Genomic DNA, 22,349 nt, shown 5'->3' with positions numbered 1-22,349 from the left:
AATGATGAACACAAAGTTCGTCCCTCACAGCTTGTAGCTCGCAGCTATTAAATTTGACTGTCAGTGTTTTCTGACGCTTACTTCTTAATTAGTATGACCGTTGGCCGTGTTGTTATTGCTATCTGCTTTTCTGCGCAATTGCTCCAGTAATTGCAGTCCTAATAACCCACTGATAGAGCCATTTCCATCACCGCCACCACCGATCAGTACGTCTGGCATGATCTTAATATGTTGAGCCCCTATCGCTTCCATCACCTTCAGTTGCGTAAAATTATCGCCTCCCATACCTTCTACTGCCAGCTTGTAAGATTCGGCCGATGACTTACCGATCGCCAATATCTTCTCCGCTTCTGCATTACCTGTAAGAGATATTTTTTCTGCTTCCGCCTTAGCCAGCCATTCGATCTTTTCTGCATCAGCCTTCGCCAGCAGCCTTGTTTTTTCGGCCTCGCCGCCTGCCAGTAACTTCAGCCTTTCCGATTCCGCAGTAGCCTGTATCCGCACACTGTTCGCATCACCCGTTGCTTTTTTCACCGATGCATCCGCCACCCGTTCCGCGATCAATACACCCTGGTCAGCTTTCACGATATCCTTTTGTATCTCAGCGATAGCCGTTTCTTTTTCCAGTGCCTGCCTCGTTTCCTGCGCCATCTTCTGCGTGTCATACGTTATCTTCTGCTCCTGCGCTATCTTACGGTCCGTCAACGTTTTCATCAACGAATCTGGAGGTACAATATCACCGATCAAAGTATCCACACCAAACACGTTGTATTGGTCCAGCACGTGACCGATGTGTTCCCTGGCCGATTCCTGCCTTTCCTTACGGCTCGTTAGGAAGTCGATCACCTCAGCACCCTGTGCCGAGTTACGGAAATAGTTACCGATCGTAGGCTCCAGTACCTGCGTTACCAGGTTGCTCATATTACCGAACCGGGCGATTACCTTCGGAGCTTCGTTCGTAGGTATATGGATGATCTGTGCCACGTCGAGGTTGAAGGTAAAACCGTCCTTACTGCGCACCGTGATCGTAGAAAGGTTTTTATCCAGCTGGTGTGCCTCACTGCGGGCGCTTGCCCAGTTCAATACCAGGTTGGTGGTAGGAACCAGTTCCACCTTCATAATGTGTGAGTTGATGGGGTATTTACCCGGCCCGAGCGGTTCCGCCCACACACCCTTCTGTTGCTTCGATACAATATTACCATGCTTGAATTCAGCACCACTCAGGTCCACACCATCCGCGCCTACATAAGAGATGACAACACCTACAAATCCGATCGGTATTTCCGTCATTTTTACCATTTCCACTTTAGCAAACCAGGGGTTCAGAAAGTAAGAGCCCGCGAGGATCACCTGTTCCTGTAAGCCTTTGTAGCCGCCATTCTCCAGGAAAGTGTCTACATCCTGGAACTTGTTGTGTACGCCGATCACTTTACCCGCTATCTGGCCTTCTTCCAGTGATTTACCTTCCAGTGTCGTTACAATACCCACCGCATTGTCCGGGATTGTTGTCATATCATAAACCTCGATCTCAAACAGGAACGTATTAATACGATAGGAACCAGGCGGTATCATCGCCGTTTGCCGGCCTTTACGCCCTCCATTGAGCAGGAAGCTCTTGGCATCCTGGAAAGTGTCACAATCTACTTTACGGGCAAGTACACGCCCACTTTCCAGCTCAACGCCATCCCGGGCCAGCACCAGCCCGATCTTTCCCGTAGGAACCACCGTAAATGGCTGGAAAGTAATTTCATACTGCCAGATCCACATCCAGAAGTAAACACCCGGAGGCAGCGTCTGCGCCTGGAAGCCCGCCTCGCCCTCTGTGGCGATGATACGGCCTTCCGGCAATTCCTGCTTCCCAAAGAGCACAAACTTTTTGGTCACCAGGCCGATACGGTCCTCAGGAACAATAACTAAACCGAAGAAAAAACGAAGTACAAACTTGTACAATACAAGGCAAATAAGGGGTATACCAATGAGCAGTGCCCATTTGATAAGTGTTGGGGTTTCCATATTATTTAATGATGATTAAGAATCCATAGTAGGTATATAATGAGTCGTGGATGCTACTGAAATGTAACAACCAGGGCTATAGTAATAAAGAATCATAATGATGATTTTAACGGGAACCGGGAGGCGAAGTGTTGTGGATCGTAAACCGGATAGTCTCGTAGAGAGAAAGGTAGTGATTGTTGCAGTGATCTTTTTCCATATTGGAAAATTGGTTGATCAAAGGTAGAGAATGATTTCTGAATTCCATAGCCGGCACAAAAAAATAGTATTGGCCTCGTCATAGGCCAATACTATTTCATATTAATCCAATATCCGCCACTCAATTCACATTCACCACCTTATCCTTAGGATACTTTACGCTGTAACTTACCCGGAACTTTTTCGATTCTCCCGGGGCCAATTCTGTAAGCCAATGCAGAAACCCCAGTTCAGCGTTGTTGTTGGCTCCGCTGACTTCGATCAATTCTACTTCAATATCCTTGTTGGTGGATAGAGGATATTGGTCCTTCAATAGCATTTGTACCTTTTCTTTCTTATTATTCTTCACCGTGATCTCGTAGGTAAAAACCTGCTTCTTGTTGCTGCCCAGGAACTTCACACTACTGAGGTCTTTCAGCTTTTCCCTGGTGACTACCACCCGTTTGTCCCTGCCCAAGGTGAAGTTAAGCGTATCCTGTGTAGAGTTAGGATCAATCCAGGTCTTACCGATATAGGTGCCTTCAAAAATAATATTCGCTTCTCCCGGTAACAGGTTCAGACTTTCCCAGTCCGCAATATCTGCCAGTAGGTAAGCATCCTTATCTACCCTTGGCGCTGTATAATATTTGAATTGAGCAGCTACCGTAAAGTCTTTCAGTGTTACCTGTTGTTCTTTGCCATTCGTAGGTACATCATAAGGTAGCTCAATGTCAAATGTCACATTCATTTCATTGTCCTTTACCGATACATAATCGCCCAGTTCATCTTTGAGCGTAATAACAACAGCTCCTCCCGAAGCACGGGAGCCATATATGGAAGTAGCCTCACTGTTCTTCAGCACTTTCATATCTTTAATGGCTTTGGCATCGATCTTGTTGAATTCTTTTTTGCTGATCATATTGCCATTCAATACATACAAGGGCTCCTGCTGTTCCTGTTCATCCGATATTTCTCCTTTGGAGCGTGATCCATAGCCCACCACTACTACATCATTCAGGGTGGAGGCGCCTCTGATGGATACTCCCGCCGCCTTACCGGCCAATGCCATGCCAAACGCATCATTTGTATTTTGATAAGCCAGGAACCAGCTTTTCAGCACAGGTGCATTATTATCCTGGTTGGGTATCGAAGTAGCCAGTGTGAGCTTTACATGCTGCCAGTCAATGCCCGTCGTTTGTGTGAGCTTCGCTTTGTAGGAAAGTTTCACCGGCTTATTGATATTCTCTACTTTCAGATCATAGTTTGGATACCAGGATGCGAGCGGTGTGATATAAGAGACCGTAAAGTTAAAACTGCCGCCCACCGGGCAATATACCTGCAGCAACAGTTTTCCTACCGTCTTTGCATTCTTCTGTTCTTCTTCTTTGATCTGTGCATTCAACTTGGCAAAAATGTCCAGCAACCTCGTTTCTTTCGCCCGGTACTGGCTGATCTCTTTTTGCAGTTCCAGCGTTTTCATCCGGTAATAATCTACCATTTTTGTTAACTCCGCCACACTTACCCCCGTTTGCGTGCCCCCGATCGTCTTATTAGATTTTAGCAATTCCAGTAATTCCTGGTCCGTCTTAATAGCTACCCCAATAACAGCCAATTCTTTATTAATAGACTCTACCGAATCTTCCAATCTTTTTAATGCTATTGTTTGCTGTACCGGCTTCAGGAAATCCGTAGAAAAACTAGAGGAAAGGATCGTAACATTGCCATCATTGCCAATTTGCAGACTGTTCATATTGATGCGGTTACTTACCCCATCGATTACCAGTTCATTGTTTCCTGACTCCAGCGTTACCCTGGCTGTATGCGTCAGTTCAGCGCCACTACGGTACACCGTGGCCGATTTCAAGGCTGCTGTCACAATGTTTTTCTCGTTGCCTGCCTGCGTTTGTATCCATGTACCCAATAGGAGTATCACTACAAAGGAAATATGCTTCATAATAAGATGTTTAGGTATGTCTTATTCCTGATGCAGTTCCTCACAGCTTTACACAAAAGAAAAAACCCGGAGTATGTTTTACTCCAGGCTTTAGATTTTTTTCGAGGTTACTACTCTCTTTTCTTACTTCCGGACTTTCCGACTTCCGGTCTTCCCAACTTACTTATACAGCAATTCATAATATTCCGTCGCCATCCGGCCTGCTTCAAAACGGAAGCGTACATCACGCATACCATTTTTAGCCACCTGGCGCCAGGTATCATAATTGTCATAATACAGCGGCAATACCTCTTTCTCTAATATATCATACAATTTGTTATAATCATAGTCATCCTGCTCCTGCACATTCATCCGTGCATAATCAGCTTTAGGAACTACAAATCCGTTGTGACCATGATCAATGAACTCAGGGATCCATCCATCATCCGTAGAGAAGTTTACGCCACCATTCATGGCAGCCGTCATACCACTGGTACCCGATGCTTCACGCGGTACACGTGGATTATTAAGCCATATATCAGAAGCTTGTTTAAGACGTTTGGAGAGCGTGAGCTCATAGCCGATCAAAACAGCTACATTCTTATAATTCTTGCTCAGGTGTACCAGGTTATTAAATTCATTGATAGCCGGGTAATCCATAGGGTAGGGCTTACCTGCCCAAATGATCTGCACCGGATATTTTGTATTGGACAACAACTTCTCAAAACGGGCTTTATCGCGTGTAAGGAATTCAGCCCTTTTATAACCGGCAAACCGGCGTGCCCATACAATCGTCAATACATTGGGATCAAATACTTTTCCCGTTTGATCCGCCACAATTTCAAAAGCCCGCTTCTTCAGGTATTTTTTACGGTCGTCCCACCAGCTGTCATTACTTTCATCCGAAGCACGGTACAATTGCTTGTCCGACCAGTAAGTCCAGTTCTGTGCATTCGTGATTGAAATAATAGGGCAGATGCCGGGGTATTTACTCCACATTTGCCGCGATACATCTCCATGTAAGGCCGATACCCCATTGGCCAGGTGCGCAAAACGCAGCGCTACCAGCGAGTGATTGAACTGATCGTCCTGCAATCCCGTCAGTTTGCGTACCTCATCCAGCCCCAGGCCACAGAAGTAGCTCATTTTATGGCAGAGGTTAATATCGTGCTTCTCATTGCCAGCTTCTTCCGGTGTATGCGTAGTAAAAACAAGCCTTTTTTTAACGTCTTCCACATTCCCAAACTTCTTATACAGGTAGAACACAGAGGAAACCCCATGTGCTTCATTCAGGTGGTAGCGGTCCGGATTAAAACCGAGCTCGTCGATCAACTTCGCCCCGCCAACACCCAGCAGGATGAACTGCGCTACCTTGGTAGCCACATTGGCGTCATAAAGGCGGTGAGTGATCGTTTGTGATACATAATCATTCTCCGGCAGATCCGTGCTCAGCAGGAACAACGGCGCTGTTTTGAAGGTTTCCGGGTTCAGGTAAAAGGCTTTCACCCATACCGGGTGATCATGTATAATGATCTGGAATTTAATGCCTGTATCTTCCAGGAAACTGTAATTTTTCTCCATCCAGGTTACCTGCAACGTCTGATCCTGGTTGCGCGCCTGGTCATAATAACCGTATTTCCACAAAATGCCTACCCCAACAAGATTTTGCTTCAGTTCGTAGGCACTCCGCAGGTGAGATCCCGACAGGAAACCCAAGCCTCCACTGTATATCTTCAACGGCTGGTGGATCGCAAACTCCATGGAAAAATAGGCCACCCGCTTGGCAAATCGTTCATCTGCCTGGTACGGTACTTTAAAATTGATAAAACTCATATGCTATAATACAATTATTCATGAATTGAGTTGGTATATGATCCCGCTGTTTGAATTGTGTACTTTAGACACAAAAGCGGTGCAATATAATGGTAAAAAACTAAATGTGTAGTTTTTTACAGGCAGTAGTTTAATTGTGTACCAACGCAATAGGAAGAAGCTTATTGTTTGCAAACCTACTATCAGCGCTTATCGGGTCTCTCGGCTGTTTATTCTGTATTCTGGCTTCTAAATGCTGTATTCTTACTTCTTCTTCGCTTTCTTTTTCGGATAAGTGCCTTCAAAGAAGCATTTGATATCACGATAAGTACCACAGCCACCTGTTTCTTTCATCACCACACGGTTATTGCTGAAGGTAAACTCCAGTGAGCAGGGATTGCCACTTTCCTGGAAAACAGCCATGGTGGCCGATACAAAACGGGCTGTACCCTTCAACTCACCGCGGCAATCGCTTTTTTCAAAGTGAACAAATACGACAGGCTCAGTGGCCCGCCGGCCGTCACGCACCGAAATAAAGTTCTTTTTGTCCTTCACATAGTCACCTGAATACTTGTTTTTCGTCGGGAAGGTATCAATAGGGTTGATGACATTTTCAATGATCTCCTCATTGGGTTCTGTCAGGATCAGCGTGAATTCATTGGCGCCGCTGTTGAAAATGTACACATTACGCTTAAAAGAGGTTTCATTGTTGGCCCGTTTCTTCTCGTAATAAGTGGTGATCTGGAACTTTTTGTCCAATACCCCGTAGGCCGATGAATATTGGTCAGTTCCAGTTTTTACAAGCGGCAGCATTTGCAGGAACTCATTCTTTTTACTGAAACAGGCCAGATAGGCAACCCGTTTAGCACCCGTGGTGGCTTTGATAAGCAAATACGTCTCTTTACCCTCTTCCCGGGTTCTTCCCAGCGGGAATATCTTGGGCGTTGCCCCCTTGCCAAAATCCTTTTGAATAAGACTGTCAGGGATGAATTGTGTAAATATCTTATAGCCGATTTGAAGCGAATCCGTCGACTTTTTGACCAATGTCGTGTCTGCTATGCGGATAGGCAGCGGTGTTTCGGGGAAAAATTCGATAAACTCCTCAACCGTCACGGGTTCATTATCCTGCAGGGATGTTTTCTTTCCTTTACAGGCTACGATCAATAAGAGAATGGACAGCAAGAACAGATATTGCTTCATATACCGGGTTAAATCATTCACGGTTAAAAGTAACACATCCCCCTCACTCATGCCAAATATTGTATTTTTAGTTTCACGATTTAATTTTAGATTTGTCTAAAATTAAATTTAGGTGCTGTTAAATGAGTATAGTTGTCAAATATTCCAGTAGTACAGAAAACTACCTCAAGGCCATCTTCCATCTCCAGAAGGCCGACGGTATTGTAACTACCAACGATGTCGCCAATGAATTGCAAACCAGGCCTGCTTCAGTGACCGATATGCTGAAAAAGCTCAAGGCCCAGAAGCTCCTGCTGTATGAAAAATACCAGGGATTTAAGCTGAGCAATGAAGGCCGTAAAGTGGCCCTGCAGATCATCCGCAAACACCGCCTGTGGGAGTTCTTCCTCGTGGAGAAATTAAACTTCGGGTGGGATGAAGTACATGAGATTGCCGAAGAACTGGAACATATCAGCAGCAAAAAGCTGATCGACCGCCTCGATGAATACCTGGGTTTCCCCAAGTCCGATCCCCATGGAGATCCCATTCCCGATAGCAACGGCAAATTTACCCTACCCAGGCAGGTAGATCTCCTCAACCTACCTCTCAACAAAGTAGCGGAAGTAAGCAGCATTGGGGATCAAAGCCCCGAAATGTTGGAATTACTGGGCCATAAAGGCATCGCCCTGGGCACCAGGGTCGAAGTGAAAAAGAAATTTGCTTTTGACAACTCACTGGAATTAAAATGTAAGAACCAATTGATCGTTACTATAAGCGAGCATGTGGCCAAAAATGTGTTTGTAAAGTATGATGAATAGACTAAAAAACGAGCAGTCCCTCAGCGAGGTACATGGATCTATAGATGTCAACAACAAAGCGATCGGCTGGAAAAGAGTGCTAGCTTTTTTCGGACCCGCCTATCTCGTAAGCGTAGGATACATGGATCCCGGCAACTGGGCTACCGACCTGGCCGGCGGTAGCAAGTTTGGTTATGCACTCGTCTGGGTATTGCTGATGAGTAATATCATGGCCTTATTGCTCCAAAGCCTGTCTGCACGGCTGGGTATTGTTCGGGGGCGTGATCTGGCACAGGCCAACCGCGAAACCTATCCTAAGACCATTAATTTCTTCCTTTACATATTGGCCGAAGTGGCCATTGCCGCCACCGACCTGGCCGAAGTGCTGGGTATGGCCATCGGTATCCACTTGCTCACTGGCATCCCCATCATTTGGGGCGTAGGTATTACCGTATTGGATACCCTCCTGCTATTGTACCTCCAAAAGCTGGGCATGCGCAAAATGGAAGTGTTTATCATCGGCCTCGTGGCTGTGGTCGGACTATCCTTTTTTGTAGAGATATTATTGGTAAAACCCAACCTGACGGAAGTCGCCGCTGGTTTTGTGCCCACTTTTCCTAATGAGGAGGCCTTGTATATAGCCATCGGTATTATTGGCGCTACCGTCATGCCCCATAATCTTTACCTCCATTCTGCCCTTGTACAGACCCGCAAGATCGACCGGACCAATAAAGGCATTAAGCAGGCCCTGAAATGGAGTTTTGTCGATTCTGCCATTGCCCTCAACATTGCCTTCCTGGTCAATGCAGCCATCCTGGTACTGGCAGCCACCGCCTTCTTTAAGAATGGCATTATGGTCGATCAGATCAAAGATGCCCATCAACTCTTATCCGGCGTACTGGGATCAAAAGTTGCTCCCATATTATTTGCCATCGCCTTAATTGCTGCCGGACAAAGTTCTACCGTAACAGGTACCCTGGCCGGGCAAATCGTAATGGAAGGCTATCTCCGTTTGCGCATAAATCCGTGGATCCGCAGGTTGCTCACCCGGCTGCTGGCCATTGTGCCTGCCATCGTTGTTATTTATATTTTTGGAGAGAAAGAAGTCGATTACCTGCTCATCCTGAGCCAGGTGATCCTGAGCATGCAATTGGGGTTTGCCGTGATTCCCCTTATTCACTTTGTGAGCGATAAAAAGACCATGGGTGCATTTGCCATAAAGCCCATTGTGCAGGTCGCTGCCTGGCTCATCGCCACCGTATTGGTGTACCTCAATATCCGCATGGTGATCAACGAGGCCGGTAAAGTATTTGAGCATCCCGGCAATCTTTTCTGGAAAGTGGTGATCATTACCGGAGGCATACTCTTCCTGCTGTTGCTGGTGTATACCATTTTCTATCCCTTATTAAATAGAAAGGCGAAGATTGCATCCATACAAATGCACCCCGATGTGGGTGGACTTAAACCCCTTATTGTACCCACCTATAAAAAGATTGCAGTAGCCCTGGAGTTTGGAGAGCATGATTCTGCTATCCTGGCGCATGCAATAGGGCAGGGGAGGCAGGATTCTGAATACGTCCTTATTCATATTGTAGAAAGTCCTACTGCCAGGATATTGGGGAAGGAGAGCGATGATTTTGAAACCCGGGCCGATGAGGAGCGCTTACAGTTCTACATCGAGCAGTTGAGCGAACGTGGTTTTGTTGCTACAGGTCACCTTGGCTTCCGCCATCGTGCCAAAGAGATTGTGCGGCTGGTAAAAGAAAACCAGGCCGATATGCTGGTGATCGGCGCCCATCGTCACACCGGCGTGAAAGATTGGCTCTATGGCGAAACCATCAACTCCGTAAGACACGAACTCTCCATACCTGTATTGGTAGTAAATTTTTAATAATACTTGTTGTTAGTTTGTACCTATTGTCAGACTTGTCGAAGACCCATGTCAGGCTGAGCCTGTCGAAGCCGCCTAAAGGGTGGGTCGCCCTTGAGGGGCGGCTCACCCTGATCTAAGAAGCCTGTCCAGGCATTTCATTATTTTATTATACTACACTTTCATCGTGTCATCTTCACGCGATCCATTCATCCCATAGATAAGATTCCAACCTATTCCTGCTCATTAATAATTATTGGCTGCGTTTTTTGCTGTCGGCGCATAGTGATTTTTCTAAAGATGTTTACAGTTCCTTAATTGAAACGTAACACTAAATTCATATGTAAAAGATTTCTGCATAACCTTTCTCTTTTTCTTCAAGAAAATTCAAAAACACCCGGGACAAAATACAATTCGTCCGTTCTATATCTATACAAAAGCACACTGGGTTATATCAACAGTTCTGAAAATATGTTTATCATCGCAGTTTATTTAACCCCTTAAACAACAGCATGCGGAAACCATTGCATCCAATATCGTCCCTGATTATAAAGCACCTGGAAGGAAAAGCCAGTGCGGAAGAAAAGCAGGCACTGGATAGTTGGATCAACGATTCAGCAGAGAACCAGGAATTGTTTGATGAATTGTGCGACGAGTACCGGATGAGTGAAGACCTCTCCACACACAGTGAAGACAAGAAAGCAACCTGGGCAAAGATATTAACCCTGGCGCCCGAACTGCAGGATGCACCAGTGAAGCAGATCAGTTGGATGCGTTATGCAGGTGTTGCTGGAATATTGTTGTTGATCGGATTGGGAGTTTGGTATTTTAATACAGGCAATAAGCCTGCCGGTCAACTGGTACAAACAGGTAATGGCAGGTTCAAGAATGATATACCGGCACCTGTTGGAACAAACGCAACCTTGGTATTGGCTGATGGGAAGCAAATTAACCTGGATGCGGTGAATAACGGACAAGTAGCAGATCAGGGAGCCATGCAGGTGGTGAAGCAGGAGGATGGAACCATTGAGTATCGTGGATCAACCCAGTCAACAGAAAGCAATCAGAATTTAGCTGTTCTTTATAATACTATTCAAACGAATAAAGGCGGACGGTATAAAATAGTATTGGCAGATAATAGCATCGTGTGGTTGAACGCTGTATCCTCTTTAAAATATCCAACTACATTCCCCGGAGAGGATCGTGTGGTAGAGCTAACCGGTGAAGCGTATTTTGAAGTAGCTAAGAGCCAATTGCCGAAAAAGCCAGGTGCTGCCGCCAAAAGAAGGCCCTTTATAGTTAAAGTGAACGGGATGCAGGTAGATGTATTGGGTACCCACTTCAATGTAATGAGTTATAACGACGAATCAGCTATAAGAACGACCCTGCTGGAAGGAAGTGTAAGAGTAACCCCTGTTCCCGTTTCAGGTGGTGGGCTTGCAGCCCAACGCTCTCAACTTCTTTCCCCCGGTCAACAGGCTACACTTAGCTTAAAGACAGATCAGGTGAAAGTAACCGAGACTGACACAGAAGAAGCAGTTGCCTGGAAAAACGAAGTTTTTGTATACAGCAGTTCGCCGATAGAAAACATTATGCGCGAAGTGGCCAGGAACTATGATGTGGAAGTGGTGTATGAGGGAGCCAGGCCTACCGATAAGTTCAATGTGATGGGTGTGCCGCGCAATGTACCAGTGAGTCAGATCTTGAAAGTATTGGAGCTGACGGATAAAGTGAGGTTTGAGATCGAAGGCCGGAAGATCACAGTTAAAAGAGCATCGTAAGTTATTGTATCATATACATACAACCATTAACCTTTCCTGTTATTAAAAACCTTCGCCGTTAGGCGGGTTAAGCAAACGTATATGAATTTAAGGCATTCATTGATTATGGCAGCAAAAGGTTACCCAATACTGAACGCACAGCGTACGGTATGGCCAGTAAAAACAACTATTGAACGGCGGCACTATTCCCGTAATGGGGTAGAGGCGGCCGTTTCTCTTTTATGCCTCCTATCCTGAAAACCTGAAACTGTAGAACTTATCCATGATCTGTGGAGATAGCGCAGTAGACAGGATGCAAGCCACAGTTGATTCTCAACATTAAGCAACACATTTATTGATTCTGTATCCTTTACAGTATTGACTGTTCAAAACAGCAACAGGGAATCTATTGCTATGAAAAAACCAGGGATCAAATAACATTAAGCTTTAGTACGATTGTTCAAATGACCTATCCGATGAAGGGAATGCATACCATATTAAAATGCACCATTAAACTGTTCCTATCATCTCCATCATTCTGAACAAATTATTTTGAAAATGCAACTCTCTACAACAACCGACCACCACCGACTGCAAGCCAGTCGCATCACCTGCTATCTGCGTAAGCACTGGCAGTATTTCACACTGGCCACTTTAGCATTGCTCCTCATTTTTAACGTTCAGGCAAGGGCAGGAGAGCTCCCTCCCCAGGATATCACCCTCTCTTTTCGTGATGCCACCCTCGACAAAGTATTCCGGGAAATACGTAAGCAAACAGGTTATAGCTTCGTCTATACCGAGAGTGAGTTGCAAAAGGCTTCCAAAGTAACCATCAATGTAGCCAACTCTTCCCTGGACAATGTATTGGGCCTCTGTTTCAAGGACCAACCGCTTACCTATACTATTGTAGAGAAAATAGTGATCGTTAAGCCCAGGGGCGACAAGCCAACAGCTGTTCCTGTGGTGCATAATATAGTTACTGATCCCAAAAAGATTACCATGCGTGGCAGGGTGATGAATGAAAAAGGTGATCCACTGCCTGGCGCTACTATCACGGTGCGCCGTAGTGATATGACTACTACTACTGACTGGGATGGTTATTTTAACCTCTCCGAGATTGAAGACGACGCAGTGCTCGTAATTAGCTCTGTAGGGCATGTGACCCAGCAAGTAAAAGTCAAGGCTTTGAATATGGAGATCCGGCTGCCCATTGCAGTAAAGGAAGAAGAGGAAGTCGTGGTAGCCTACAACAAAATATCTTCCCGTTCCAACACCGGCGCCGTGACCGTAGTCAAGGGCGAACAAATCGCCACCCTCCCCAACCGTAGCTTCGACAAGAGCCTGCAGGGCCTGGTGCCCGGCCTGCTCGTCACGAGCGGAAACGGCCAGCCCGGCGGCCCCACCAGCAATTTCATGCTGCGTGGCATTGCCACCGGTGGGCAGCCTACGAATGGCGAAACGTTCCGGAACCCGCTCATCATTGTGGATGGCGTGCCGGTACAACAGGAGCCGGCAAGTGCCCCTGCTAACTATACAAACAGAATTACAAATCCTTTGGCCCAGCTTAATCCTTCGGACATCGAAACCATCTCCATCCTGAAAGATGCTGCTGCTGTTGCGCTATATGGTTCGCAGGCTAGTAATGGCGTTATATTAGTAACTACTAAAAGAGGTAAAGCTGGCAAAACAGTTTTTAACTTCCGTCATCAGACAGATATATCTTTTGCATTGGAAGGAAAGATTGAAATGCTGAACCAACAACAATACCTGGAGTTATTATTTGAAGCCTATAAAAATACTAATCCTGCCATTACTGATGCAGCCATCTTAGCTGACCTACGAAAGAAATTTCCAGTGATAATAAAGGCACCAGGCGATACAAGTTTTTACCCCCAGTCAGACTGGACAGGAGCCTTGTTGAAGAAATCTGCTCTGACGATGAGCAATGAGATATCCATGTCAGGTGGCAATGATAAATCTAATTTCTATCTGAACCTTGAATATACAAAGCAAAATGGAGTAGTAAAGAATACTGGATATGATCGCAAATCGATTCGCTTTAATTATGAACATCGTCCCACATCCTGGTTTAAGCTCGGATTTAATACGGCCTTATCCTATAATATACAAGAATATTCAAATTCGGGCTTTAATAGTTTTCTCACTACAGCTGCTATTTCTCCATTAAATCCTATTAAAAATATTAATGGCGACTACATTTATCAATATCCGTGGGGCCTTGGACGCCCCGCTCGTATATTAGCTGCAAACCCCATTGCTCAATCTGAACTTGATATAAATAACAGTACCGCCTATAGAGGACTTAGCAGGTTAACTGCCGAAATTAAACTATCCCGTAATATTACCTTCAACTCTTCTGTCGGAGTGGATTATATGCTCAATGAGGCTAAAGAGAAAAATCATCCTCTTCTAAGTAGTTCAAAAGGATTTATTCAAGAACAATCTTTCAGGACAATTGGAATCATCAATACCAACCTAGTTCAGTTTAACAAACAATGGAATAACTCCCATAGCCTAAATGTCCTGGGGGGGCAAGAGGTTCGGATTCAGAATACCAAATTCTCTTTTATATCAAAAACTGATTTATCTGGTAACCCCAATCTAACTGAATTGACTGGGGGCAATGCTACCTTTGCTGAAGGCAATATCTCAAAACAAAATTTGGTATCCTATTTTGGCCAGATCAATTATGGGTTTCGTGAAAAATATTACCTCTCCAGTAGCCTTCGGTCAGATGGTTCTTCCCGATTTGGAAAAAATAATCGATTTGGAACTTACTGGTCTGTCGGAGCAGGTTGGGTAGTAAGTGCTGAACCTTTTATGAAATCAATAAATGGATGGTTAAATTACCTCAAATTACGTGGTAGTATGGGACCTGCTGGTAATTCTTCTGCTATTACAGATCAGTTACGATTTGACCGACTAACATTGGTGAATTTCATGAATGGGACTGCTGTTTTCCCGGCGGAGGGTAATCCGGGAAATCCAAGCATTCAATGGGAACAAACCTTTACTTGGGATGCAGGCCTTGAACTGAGGGTATTAAAAGATAGATTGAACATCACTGCTGATATTTATACCAGGAAAACAAAAAATCTGATAGCTTATAACATTAATGCTCCATTAGCAATAGGCTATTATCAGCTAACAGGCAATATAGGAGATGTAAAAAATAGCGGACTAGAATTGTCTCTTTCAGCGAACATTATGCAGCAAAAAAACTTTCGCTGGAACATTTCTGCCAATTGGAGCAGCAATCAAAATAAATTGACTAAGGCCCTTTTACCAAGGGCCGCAATCAGCGGAACAAACTTGGTGAATGAAGTAGGATATGAGTACAATTCATTTTACCTAAGGGAATGGGCAGGCGTAAACCCCTCTAATGGACGACCAATGTGGATAGATTCTATGGGTAAGTCGACTGAAAATTTATCTGCTGCTAAGCCTTCAATAGTCGGTAAAGCCCAGCCCGATGGATTTGGAAGTATTAATAACCTGTTCGCCTATAAAGGTATATCGTTGTCCATTTTAGTTTATTATCAATACGGTTCCGATGTTTATGTGGAGCCGAAGCTACAGAACGATGGGAAAGACCCCTATTTCAATCAAACAAAAAGTGCTTTGAATCGCTGGCAAAAACCGGGGGATATTGCCAGTGTTCCACGCCGACTCTTAAATGGTCAGGCCCTTACCGGATCGGGAACTATTATAGATCGAGGAACTGAAGCATCCACCCGCTATCTGTTGGATGGTGATTTTGTACGCCTCGCAAATATTGGGCTGAGTTATAATTTGCCCAGACAATGGTTGGAGCGCATTAGGCTATCAAATGTAAGAATATTTGTGCAAGGGCACAATTTAGCAACTTGGACAAAATATTCCGGTCAGGATCCGGAGAATGTCGGTCCATCAGGATTGGGGAGTATTCTTTATCCCCAAGCGAAGTCGTATTCCATTGGTCTTAATGTAAGTTTTTAATTCTTTTAGTCATATCGAGCTTGTCGAAATGATACAGCCAAACTTAAATCATGAAACAGTCAAAATATCTTCTATTCCTGCTAATTGCTATAACCATTGGTGCCTGCAAGAAAAGCTTCCTTGAAGTAACGGACAATAGCAACATCAATAGGCAAGCCTATGTTAAAGACCTAAATAGTCTGCAGGAATTTATGAATGGTGTTTATCTAATGTTAAGTGCCAAATATGAACAAGGTTCTGAAGAAGCATATCCGGGATTAATTGCAGATGAGCTTAAAGTATCTAGCATAAGTACGCCTTTGGCTATGCACAATAATTGGTCTCAAGTCAAAGACGCAATTCAAGCTGCCAACTTTACTTCCATGAACCTTTCCTGGATGAACTACTATAACATAATAAGGGCATGCAACTTTGTAATTGAAAATGTTGGAAAATATACATCAGAGAATCCAGATAAAGGCAATAGTATTAAGGGGCAGGCCCTCGCAATCCGGGCAATGATACATCTTAGGCTAGTAAATATATTTGCACAGAACTATTCTTTTACAGCTGATGCCTCTCATTCCGGCATCCCATATATCACCACCTCTGATATTACAAAAGCCTATAGCAGACAAACTGTTGCGGAAGTATACCAAAACATGATCACAGACCTTGAAGCGGCCATCCCATTAATGCCTATTAAGGTTTCCGACACCCGTTATATGAATGCCCCGGCTGCTAAGGCTTTATTGGCACGTATTTATCTCTACAAAGAAGACTTTGTTAAGGCAAAAAGCCTTTCTATTGAATTGATTAGTCAGCATCCTTTGATGAGTATTAACGCAGGTTATCCAGTGGACATGTTTAAGTATAAACAGCAGCCAGAACAAACAGAAGTTTTATTCCAGATTACACCTATTACCAATGATTACGCATCCAGTGATTTTATCGGTATTTACTTTGTTATAGATTACTTTAGGGCTACCGCCGATATTGCAACTATATTAATGGAAAATACAAAGGATCCTAGGAGAAGTTGGGTGACTCAATCTGGGGGGAATTGGATGGTGACTAAGTTTCCTGCAGGAGTCGCTGGAGGACTTGCTTATGACCCATCAATAGATTACTATGTTCCTGTGGTACGCTCTTCAGAAATGTTCCTTACTGCTGCAGAAGCAAGTGCGAAAACAAACGACGAAACCAATGCCAGATTATATTTAAACGCAATCCGTAAAAGAGCGGATCCTACGATTGCTGATATAGTAGTTGGCGGACCAGCTTTACTCGATTCCATTTGTAAAGAAAGAAGAAAAGAGTTTTGCTTTGAAGGATTCAGAATGTGGGACCTGCAAAGATGGAAGCTGGCAGTGCAGCGAACAGATGTAGTTGATGGCTTCCAAAAAACTCTACCTTATCCTAGCGAAAAAGCGATTGCTCCTATTCCCGGTCAGGATGTAAATTTAATGGGCCTGAACCAAAATCCCGGCTATTAGATGTCACGAACAATGATGAATCTTCGATTTAGCTTTTTGATTATCGTAATTGGTGTGCAGGCGCTGGTTGCAAACTGTCTCTAAGTTGCTGCGGTTAAGTAGTCGTGGTGAGAAACGTTAAAGGAAACGGCATTGTAAAAGTGTTAGGTGAGTTGCGGGAAGACGAACGCAAGTGAACCTCCGATGAGGTGTCGAAAGGGTTAGATGATGTCAAAACCGAGATTCAGTAACGCCTTGGGATAAGCAAGAGAATTGTCTGTTTATGCTTTTGCGACATCTGGGATACAGGAGGCGTGATCTTATAACAGGCTTTTTCAAGGAACGTGAGAAGCTATCGTCGCTATGTTAATGGAAAATTTCAAGCAGGTAATACCCTAATAAATTATGCAAGAAAGTAAACATTAAAACTAATGAAAACGAAGGACCTATTTTGCCTGACGGGTTGGCTATTATGCACTCAATTATGCTGGTCGCAAAGCAAGGCAATAAGCGAAAACAAGATTGTGATAATTGAAGGCCCTATTCAAACTCGGGCAGACCTTTTAACGCTAAATGTCAATCCATTTCGTTATGATCGTTTTGCCCCTTGGATAGTTAAGGAGATTAAACAGCCTTTAAAAAATGGATATGTCAGATGGGAAGTGAATACAAAAGTGCCTGTAGCCTTAATGAATGGATTCTTCTCCCGTAATATGGCTTATCTCGCCGAACCGGGTGATGCAATATACATTACTCACTGTGATAATAATATAAGTTTTTCCGGCAAAGGTTCGGAGAAATTTAGGCTTAGTAAAATGGTCGAAGCGTTTTTAGATACCATTAAAAGATCACCGGAAGGCCTTTCAGATGGGGATAGGGCACCTGCTTCATCATTAGATGATTACCTTGCTTGGAATGATTATTTGAACAGAAAGACTAAGGCTTGGTTAATATTGTTGAACAACGAAAGGAAAAATATTTCAGAGATTGCCTATTTAGATTTAAAAGATCGCGTACTTAGGCATATTGAAAAGATTAGAATGCATAAATTTCATTCTATCAGAAGATCTGCGATAATTGGACGAGTTAACCAGTATGGACTATCTAATGAAGACCTTTGTAGAATTTATGATTCTACTATGGACAATCCCTCATCTAAGTGGCTTCGATTCGAGCGTAATTACATTTTCCCTTCTGATTACCCCTGGGAAATGTTGCATGATGAAAATTATAGAAGGCGCGGGATTTTTTTTAATACGAATGAATCAGATACAGCCGTATTGGGCCGTGATCCTGCCGATGCGTTTGTTTCGATATATAACATGATAAAGGAGAAATATAAGGGTATTGTAAGAGAAAGCCTCTTAGCTTATACCTTTTATGATAATGGAGGTGCGCTTAAAGCATTAGGTTTTACTCCTAAAATAGAAGCTATTCTTGCGGATTATTATGCTCAGCCTGGATACCCTGACTTTAAGAAGTGTGTTAGAGAAGTTGAATTGGAACAAAGGGGAAAATGGAATCTTATCAATGCCCCTGCATTCAGGTTGACAGATTCCTCCGGGAAAATGTTCAATAGCAATCAAACAAAAGGTAAAGTGGTAGTTTTGGATTTTTGGTTTACTGGCTGTAGTGGTTGTGTGCAGATGGCGCCTGCCATGCGTAGAGTGGAAGAATATTTTTCGAAAGATACAAATATTATTTTTCTTAGCATATCCATTGATAAAAGGAAAGAGCAATGGAAAAAAAGTATAGCACAAGGGAAATATACAAGCGGCACCGGATTGCAGTTGTATACTGAAGGAGAAGGAAGCAGGCATGAAGTGATTAAAAAGCTGCTGGTAGAGAGTTATCCTGCACTGGAAGTGATAGATCAAAACGGGTTATTTGTCAAATCTGAAAAGCGAAAAATCGACCCCCGAAATGATAGCGGAAAGGCTATGATTGCGTTTCTGCAAAAACAATTAGCAATTTTAAAAGATGGCCCCTATATTTTTTATGAAGGGGAAAATGCAGTAGCTTATTCTATAAATGCAGCCGAATTTTCAAAACAATATTTTACAAAATCTAATCCGGCTCAATTGCAAGTACAGACTGATGGACCTAATACATTTACAGTTGTAATAAAACCATTTCTTGAAACGGAAGCAGCCGAATATCCCAAACCAGAAAAATTATTTGTATTGTCGGACGTAGAAGGAAATTTTGATCAGTTCAGAAAGTTGCTGCAATGCAATAAGGTGATCGATAGCAACTACAATTGGATATTTGGCAATGGTCACCTAGTATTTGCAGGCGATATGTTTGACAGGGGGCTGCAGGTAACAGAATGCCTGTGGTTGATCTATTCACTGGAAGAAAAAGCAAGAGCTGTTGGTGGTTATGTACACTTTATACTTGGTAATCATGAGATAATGAACCTTCAAGGGCAACATGATTATGTAAAAGCCAAATATGAAACCAACGCTATGTTGATTGGTAAGAGGTTGATTCAATTATATAATGAAGATAGTGAGCTGGGTAAATGGCTGCGTACAAAAAATGTAGTTGAAAAAATTGGGAATATTTTATTTGTACATGGAGGCATTTCCCAAAAAATAAATCACCTCTCATTGGGAGTTGCCGAAATTAATAAACTGGCTAGACTTTACTATGCTATAAACAAGCCTAAATACGAGTACAATAATCAAGAAATAAATAGCATTATGAACCCAAAAACCAGCCCTTTCTGGTATCGCAGTTATTATGATGGCAAAGAGGGAATGGAAGCAACTATAGACAGCACTCTTCTGAAATTTAATGTCAATCATATTGTCACAGGCCACACTATCGTTGCCGATACGATCAGTGTACATTATGGCGGTAAAGTCATCAATACCGATACGCATCATTCCGAAAGCAAAAGTGAGGCCTTATTTATTGACGGTGGTAACTATTATCGTGTAAATGACAAAGGCGCAAGGATATTATTATTTTCCGAAAACGGAAAAAGTTTATCTAATGTAGTTGCTGATTAGTTTCCCAGATAGATGTTAGGCTTGCGTATGGCAGAAATTTCTAAACCGAGCCTACCACCTTTTAACTAAAGTAGTTAATTCCAGTAAAAGTAATTTTCCACTGCACTAATAATGCAGCAGCTGATAATAATTTCGTATAGTAATTCAATGGCCAGTTGATTACCAAATCGATTATTAACAGTATAAATTATTATTTATGAAAAAAGTATCAGTAAGAAAATTCACAGTTTTAGGTATGGTTTTGATGGCAGCATCTGCAGTAACTGCTGCTGTGTTGCCAGGAAGATCAAACGACCTAAAACAGGACAATTCTGCAGATAATGCGACACTTCGTTCTCAAAGCGGATTGGGTAATGATGTAAATCAAAATATAGTATCCTGTGTAGCGGATAATACGCAAAACTGGTCATGCCATCTTTCACTTGCTGCAACTCTCACCAATGGCAATGGATCAAATAATGCAGGTAATGTTACAGTGGGAAATACTTCTCAGTCTACCTCAGCTACCGGGCATGAGGGCGATACAACAAGTGTACATCAATAGTTAAGTAAGGCGGTTTGAGAACAAACACCTTAAGAAATAACTTCCTTTGCATTAAGTAGGGGAAGTTATTTCTATACTACTTTCAAAACTGTATTTATGAAAAGAAAACATCTACCAACTGTGTTATCGTTGGTGTTACTGATTGCTTCATCAGTGACCGCTGCTGTTTTACCTGAAAAAATAAACAACATACAGGACGACAATTCTATAGATGATTGTACTCTACGCAGTAAAAGTGGACTTGGAAATGATATAAATCAAAATATTCCATCCTGTGTACCCGACAATACACTAAACTATTCATGTCGTTGTACTAAGAATACGCTCACCAATGCTAATGGATCAAATGTTGCAGGTAATGTTACAATTGGAAATACTTCTCTTTCCACTTCAGCTACCGGCCACGAGGGTGATACAACAAGCGAAGAATAATAAATTTATTTGGTGACACGAGTACCATCTCCTTCTTATGTAAAAAACTATCATCCAACCCCAAAAAGTAACATTTCACTGAACGAATGCTGCACCCAGGCTCATTAATTTTATCTACTGCTTAAATCAGCCCTATTAATAGCTGTCAAGCAATTGAGTCAACATCCTAAAACCATGAAAATGAATCGTTACGCACTTTATACAGGATTTATTATTGCGAGCTGCCTGGCCATCTGGGGCTGCCAGCCATCACCCGAACCGATGGCCAGCACCTACAAGTTTATCGAACCTTCGTATGACAATATTGAACTAGAGCCGCAGGGCGATAGCCTCCATTTTGCCTTAGACACCAGCTCCTATAATGAGATCAGGACCTTTAACTATTTTACCCATAAAGGAAAACCTTATATCGGCCTTTTTGACAAGAGAGCGAGGAATTTGGTGGTCTACGATTTTACCACCCAGCAACTGGTCGACAAGATCCATCTGAAGAGAAGATTTGCGAAAGGGTACACCTATGTGGTAAACTTCGACAGCATCTTTGTCGTCAACGATAAACAGCTCTTTTTACAGGATACCGCCAATTCCATTAAGGATACCATTGACCTGTTTGAGGCCCAAAATGCCAAAGCTATCATCAATAATGAAACACCGGCCGTTCTCAGGAACAATGTACTGTATACAGGCGTGCAACCAATCAACATGGAATCCTCCATAAAGGCTCAGCGGCGGTGGAATGTGGTATGTGGCTTCGACCTTTCAAACAACACTAAAAAACTCTACTATCAATTACCAGCCCTTTACTGGAAAGATCTATATGGCTATTCATTCCTTGAATACAGCTATTGTATCAACGACCGTGGCAATTTTGTATTTAGCTTTCCCGCCGATACGAATATCTATGAAACCAACCTGGCCGATTTAAACAACGCCTATTACGCCAAAAGCAAGTTTCAATCGGGGCCTATTTTACCAGTTTCCCAAAACGCCATTGACAGCGGAGAAAGTCGGAGGGAATATTATTTGAGAGACGCGTACGGCACTATTTATTATGATCCTTACCAAAAGAGATACCTGCGCTTCGCCAAACAAAAAATAACGAAGGCCAATTACCTCGCAAAAAAGAAAGAAAGAGAAAGAAGCCTTATTATTTTAAATGAAGACTTTAAGGTCATCGGCGAATCAGCATTGAGCGATGAGTTGGCAGCATTTAAGTCCATTTTCTTCACACCCGATGGTGGTATCTATATCCGAACAAAATCTGAAGATGAGCAGGCCATCCATTTTGCCCGCTTGGAATATTCCGACAAGCAACACCACGCAGGCCAGCTTACCCTCAACAAGCCACTACCCCCAAAGTGA

At 43.3% G+C, this 22,349-nt stretch carries 13 protein-coding genes; 9 read left to right on the top strand and 4 right to left on the bottom strand.

What is annotated here, in order from left to right; all coding sequences use genetic code 11:
• Positions 1-84: 84 nt before the first annotated feature.
• The 4 genes from D3H65_RS15050 to D3H65_RS15035 form a co-directional block, all read right to left on the bottom strand.
• Positions 85-2,013 (bottom strand): SPFH domain-containing protein, encoded by a 1,929-nt coding sequence (locus D3H65_RS15050; protein ID WP_119051100.1) that lies wholly within the window; start codon positions 2,011-2,013, stop codon positions 85-87.
• 319 nt (positions 2,014-2,332) lie between these two features.
• Complete coding sequence (locus D3H65_RS15045; protein ID WP_119051099.1) at positions 2,333-4,144, bottom strand: DUF4139 domain-containing protein; 1,812 nt, start codon at positions 4,142-4,144, stop codon at positions 2,333-2,335.
• Positions 4,145-4,303: 159 nt separating this feature from the next.
• Positions 4,304-5,956, bottom strand: a complete 1,653-nt coding sequence (glgP, locus tag D3H65_RS15040; protein ID WP_119051098.1) for an alpha-glucan family phosphorylase — start codon at positions 5,954-5,956, stop codon at positions 4,304-4,306.
• A gap of 243 nt (positions 5,957-6,199) precedes the next feature.
• Positions 6,200-7,135 (bottom strand): hypothetical protein, encoded by a 936-nt coding sequence (locus D3H65_RS15035; RefSeq protein ID WP_162915644.1) that lies wholly within the window; start codon positions 7,133-7,135, stop codon positions 6,200-6,202.
• 122 nt (positions 7,136-7,257) lie between these two features.
• Here D3H65_RS15035 and D3H65_RS15030 point away from each other — a divergent pair, with 122 nt between their 5' ends.
• From D3H65_RS15030 to D3H65_RS14995, 9 genes are all read left to right on the top strand, one after another.
• Positions 7,258-7,932, top strand: coding sequence for a metal-dependent transcriptional regulator (locus tag D3H65_RS15030; RefSeq protein WP_317127759.1), 675 nt, complete (start codon positions 7,258-7,260; stop codon positions 7,930-7,932).
• Positions 7,922-9,802 (top strand): Nramp family divalent metal transporter, encoded by a 1,881-nt coding sequence (locus D3H65_RS15025; RefSeq protein ID WP_119051096.1) that lies wholly within the window; start codon positions 7,922-7,924, stop codon positions 9,800-9,802. The genes D3H65_RS15030 and D3H65_RS15025 overlap by 11 nt, the downstream gene beginning before the upstream one ends.
• Positions 9,803-10,293: 491 nt before the next feature.
• On the top strand, positions 10,294-11,562 hold the full coding sequence (locus D3H65_RS15020; protein WP_119051095.1) for a FecR family protein: 1,269 nt from the start codon (positions 10,294-10,296) through the stop codon (positions 11,560-11,562).
• Positions 11,563-12,099: 537 nt separating this feature from the next.
• Positions 12,100-15,540, top strand: coding sequence for a SusC/RagA family TonB-linked outer membrane protein (locus D3H65_RS15015; protein WP_119051094.1), 3,441 nt, complete (start codon positions 12,100-12,102; stop codon positions 15,538-15,540).
• A 50-nt stretch (positions 15,541-15,590) separates the two neighbouring features.
• Positions 15,591-17,015: a RagB/SusD family nutrient uptake outer membrane protein gene (locus D3H65_RS15010; protein ID WP_119051093.1), complete on the top strand. Its 1,425-nt coding sequence runs from the start codon at positions 15,591-15,593 to the stop codon at positions 17,013-17,015.
• Positions 17,016-17,425: 410 nt separating this feature from the next.
• Complete coding sequence (locus D3H65_RS15005; protein ID WP_119051092.1) at positions 17,426-20,011, top strand: metallophosphoesterase; 2,586 nt, start codon at positions 17,426-17,428, stop codon at positions 20,009-20,011.
• A 196-nt stretch (positions 20,012-20,207) separates the two neighbouring features.
• Positions 20,208-20,555 (top strand): hypothetical protein, encoded by a 348-nt coding sequence (locus D3H65_RS15000; RefSeq protein WP_119051091.1) that lies wholly within the window; start codon positions 20,208-20,210, stop codon positions 20,553-20,555.
• A gap of 96 nt (positions 20,556-20,651) precedes the next feature.
• A complete protein-coding gene (locus D3H65_RS32950; RefSeq protein ID WP_162915643.1) occupies positions 20,652-20,987 on the top strand; it encodes a hypothetical protein in 336 nt (111 codons plus the stop codon).
• 180 nt (positions 20,988-21,167) lie between these two features.
• On the top strand, positions 21,168-22,349 hold the full coding sequence (locus D3H65_RS14995) for a DUF4221 family protein (protein ID WP_162915642.1): 1,182 nt from the start codon (positions 21,168-21,170) through the stop codon (positions 22,347-22,349).

It is taken from the genome of Paraflavitalea soli (assembly GCF_003555545.1).
Classification (GTDB): Bacteria; Bacteroidota; Bacteroidia; order Chitinophagales; family Chitinophagaceae; genus Paraflavitalea; species Paraflavitalea soli.
Note: the sequence above shows the minus strand (reverse complement) of the source record. Positions and strands in the feature narration are given on the sequence as shown.

Coding starts and splice junctions, on each gene's coding strand:
- D3H65_RS15045 (WP_119051099.1), bottom strand. CDS start 4,144: ATGAAGCATATTTCCTTTGTAGTGATACTCCTATTGGGTACATGGATA.
- D3H65_RS15015 (WP_119051094.1), top strand. CDS start 12,100: ATGCAACTCTCTACAACAACCGACCACCACCGACTGCAAGCCAGTCGC.
- D3H65_RS15025 (WP_119051096.1), top strand. CDS start 7,922: ATGATGAATAGACTAAAAAACGAGCAGTCCCTCAGCGAGGTACATGGA.
- D3H65_RS15020 (WP_119051095.1), top strand. CDS start 10,294: ATGCGGAAACCATTGCATCCAATATCGTCCCTGATTATAAAGCACCTG.
- D3H65_RS15000 (WP_119051091.1), top strand. CDS start 20,208: ATGAAAAAAGTATCAGTAAGAAAATTCACAGTTTTAGGTATGGTTTTG.
- D3H65_RS32950 (WP_162915643.1), top strand. CDS start 20,652: ATGAAAAGAAAACATCTACCAACTGTGTTATCGTTGGTGTTACTGATT.
- D3H65_RS14995 (WP_162915642.1), top strand. CDS start 21,168: ATGAATCGTTACGCACTTTATACAGGATTTATTATTGCGAGCTGCCTG.
- D3H65_RS15050 (WP_119051100.1), bottom strand. CDS start 2,013: ATGGAAACCCCAACACTTATCAAATGGGCACTGCTCATTGGTATACCC.
- D3H65_RS15005 (WP_119051092.1), top strand. CDS start 17,426: ATGAAAACGAAGGACCTATTTTGCCTGACGGGTTGGCTATTATGCACT.
- glgP (WP_119051098.1), bottom strand. CDS start 5,956: ATGAGTTTTATCAATTTTAAAGTACCGTACCAGGCAGATGAACGATTT.
- D3H65_RS15030 (WP_317127759.1), top strand. CDS start 7,258: ATGAGTATAGTTGTCAAATATTCCAGTAGTACAGAAAACTACCTCAAG.
- D3H65_RS15010 (WP_119051093.1), top strand. CDS start 15,591: ATGAAACAGTCAAAATATCTTCTATTCCTGCTAATTGCTATAACCATT.
- D3H65_RS15035 (WP_162915644.1), bottom strand. CDS start 7,135: ATGAAGCAATATCTGTTCTTGCTGTCCATTCTCTTATTGATCGTAGCC.